Annotated in this window: 2 protein-coding genes and 1 pseudogene; 2 read left to right on the plus strand and 1 reads right to left on the minus strand. The window is 64.9% G+C overall.

Translation table 11 applies throughout. The features are described from left to right. Positions 1–103: 103 nt before the first annotated feature. Positions 104–1339, plus strand: a complete 1236-nt coding sequence (gene trpB / locus Q4C89_RS14370; protein ID WP_303103310.1) for a tryptophan synthase subunit beta — start codon at positions 104–106, stop codon at positions 1337–1339. Next, positions 1336–2154, plus strand: a complete 819-nt coding sequence (gene trpA, locus Q4C89_RS14375) for a tryptophan synthase subunit alpha (RefSeq protein ID WP_303103311.1) — start codon at positions 1336–1338, stop codon at positions 2152–2154. The genes trpB and trpA overlap by 4 nt, the downstream gene beginning before the upstream one ends. Positions 2155–2166: 12 nt before the next feature. Here the strand turns inward: trpA and Q4C89_RS14380 are convergent. Continuing rightward, positions 2167–2397 (minus strand): annotated as a pseudogene (locus Q4C89_RS14380) (hypothetical protein); the annotation flags it as partial.

A 2397-nucleotide genomic window follows, 5' to 3' on the forward strand; every position in this document is an offset into this window, starting at 1 on the left:
GGGGCACCTCCATCGGCGGGGGTGTCCTGTTTTTGTCCATTCCTAGACCACCTGTCTAAGTTTTTCTTTCAAGTGTAAAGTCCCCGTCGCTAGGCTAAGCCCTATGACCCTGACAATTCCCAGTTTTCCCCTCCCCGACGGGCGCGGGCGCTTTGGCACATTTGGCGGGCGCTACGTTCCCGAAACGCTGATTCCGGCGCTCGACGAACTGGAGGCGGCTTACCTTCAGGCCAAGCAAGACCCTGAATTTCTGGCGGAACTCGATGAACTTCTGCGCGAGTTCGTGGGACGGCCCAACAGCCTCTATCTGGCGCGCCGACTGACCGAACACGCGGGCGGGGCCAAGATTTACCTCAAGCGGGAAGACCAGAACTTTACGGGCGCACACAAGATCAACAACTGTCTGGCGCAGGCCCTGCTCGCCAAGCGCATGGGCAAGAAAAAGGTGATTGCCGAAACGGGCGCGGGCCAGCACGGAGTCGCCAGTGCCACCGCTGCGGCGCTGCTGGGGCTGTCTTGCGTGGTCTACATGGGCGAAGAAGACATTCGGCGGCAGTCGCTCAACGTGTTCCGCATGAAGCTGCTGGGGGCCGAGGTTCGCCCTGTCACCAGCGGCACCGGCACCCTCAAGGACGCCACCAACGAGGCCATCCGCGAATGGGTGACCCATGTGCGCGACACTTTTTACATCCTGGGCAGTGTGGTGGGGCCGCACCCTTACCCGGCGATGGTGCGCGACTTTCAGAGCGTGATCGGGGAAGAGGTCAAGGTGCAGCTGCAGGAAAAGGAAGGCCGCTCCGTGCCTGACGCGATTGTGGCCTGTGTGGGTGGCGGCTCCAATGCCATCGGCATCTTTGCGCCTTTTGCCTATCTGCCGGAAGGCGAGCGTCCCCGCTTGATCGGCACCGAGGCGGCAGGCGAGGGCGTGGACACCGGGCGGCACGCAGCGAGTGTGGCGGGCGGGCGCATCGGCGTGCTGCACGGCTCCATGATGTACCTGCTGCACGACGAAGAAGGTCAGATTGTGCCGCCCCATTCCATCAGCGCGGGGCTGGACTACCCCGGCATCGGCCCCGAGCACTGCTACTACTCGGTGCAGGGCATGGCGGAATACGTTCCTGTGACCGACGCGCAGGCGCTGGAAGGCTTGCAACTGCTGACCCGCCTGGAAGGCATCATCCCGGCGCTCGAATCGGCGCACGCCATCTATCAGGCGGTGGAAGTGGCGAGGGAGATGCGCCCCGACGAGATAGTGGTCGTCAACCTCTCCGGGCGCGGCGACAAGGACGTGACCGAAGTGATGCGCCTACTCGACTTGCCCCAGGAGGTTCAGGCATGACCGTTGCAGAAAAGACCCAGGTGCTCCAGAAGCGGGGCGTGGAGCGGATTCATGCTGCCTTTGCCCGCGCTCAGGCCGAAAACCGCGCCGCCTTCATGCCCTTCATGACCGCCGGGTATCCGAGCGCCGATGGCTTTCAAAGTGTGGTTGACGACCTGGTGGAACACGCCGACCTCATCGAAATCGGCATTCCCTACAGCGACCCGCTGGGCGACGGGCCGACGGTGCAGCGGGCCAACGAACGTGCTCTGGCTGGCGGCACCAGCACCCGCCGCTCGCTGGAACTGGTGGCCCAGGTTCGCGCCCGCCACGACCTGCCCATCGTAGTGATGACCTACATCAACCCCATTTATGCCGTCGGCCCCCGCGAATTCATGCGGCTGGCCGCCGAGGCGGGCGTGGACGGACTGATTCTGCCCGACCTGCCGCCCGACCAGGATCTCGAAATTGCCGACCTGGCCGCCGAATATGGCCTGGCCGTCACCTTCCTGATCGCGCCGACCAGCACCCCGGAGCGGGTCAAGCTGGTGACGGAAGCGTGCACCGGATTCGTGTACGCCGTCAGCGTGGTGGGCGTGACAGGGGCGCGTGAAGGCAGCGCTTTGGGCGAAGTGCCCGCCATGCTGGAGCTGGCCCGGCAGTACAGCCGCGTGCCTATCGCGGTGGGCTTCGGCATCAAGGATGGCGCTTCGGCCAACCGGGTCGCGCAGGTCGCTGACGGCATCGTGGTCGCCAGCACCTTCATAGACGCGATGGCTTCGGGCCGCGATGTCAGGCCACTGATTCAGGAAATCCGCGAAGGCTGTAGGCGCTAAGGCGGTCGCGGCTCAGTCGGCTGGCGTCTGTGCCCGGCGCACGATGCGGGGCAACAAGTCACGCGGGGCGAGGCGCGGGAGCAGGCTGGAGAGGCGGTTGACCCTGCCGACCACCTGAACGCTGCGCCCCAGCACCATGGCCTGAATGCCCTGCCATGCGGCTTGGCGGGGTTCGACGATCAGGACTTCGTGGAGGCCGCCGCTGAAGACGGCATTCTTCTCCATGTGGCCCTGCATGGCGAA

It is taken from the genome of Deinococcus sp. (genome assembly GCF_030523985.1).
In the GTDB taxonomy this organism is placed as follows: Bacteria; Deinococcota; Deinococci; order Deinococcales; family Deinococcaceae; genus Deinococcus.

What these genes read in the sequence shown, in the direction of transcription:
- trpB (WP_303103310.1), top strand. Translation starts at nt 104, where the DNA reads ATGACCCTGACAATTCCCAGTTTTCCCCTCCCCGACGGGCGCGGGCGC.
- trpA (WP_303103311.1), top strand. Translation starts at nt 1,336, where the DNA reads ATGACCGTTGCAGAAAAGACCCAGGTGCTCCAGAAGCGGGGCGTGGAG.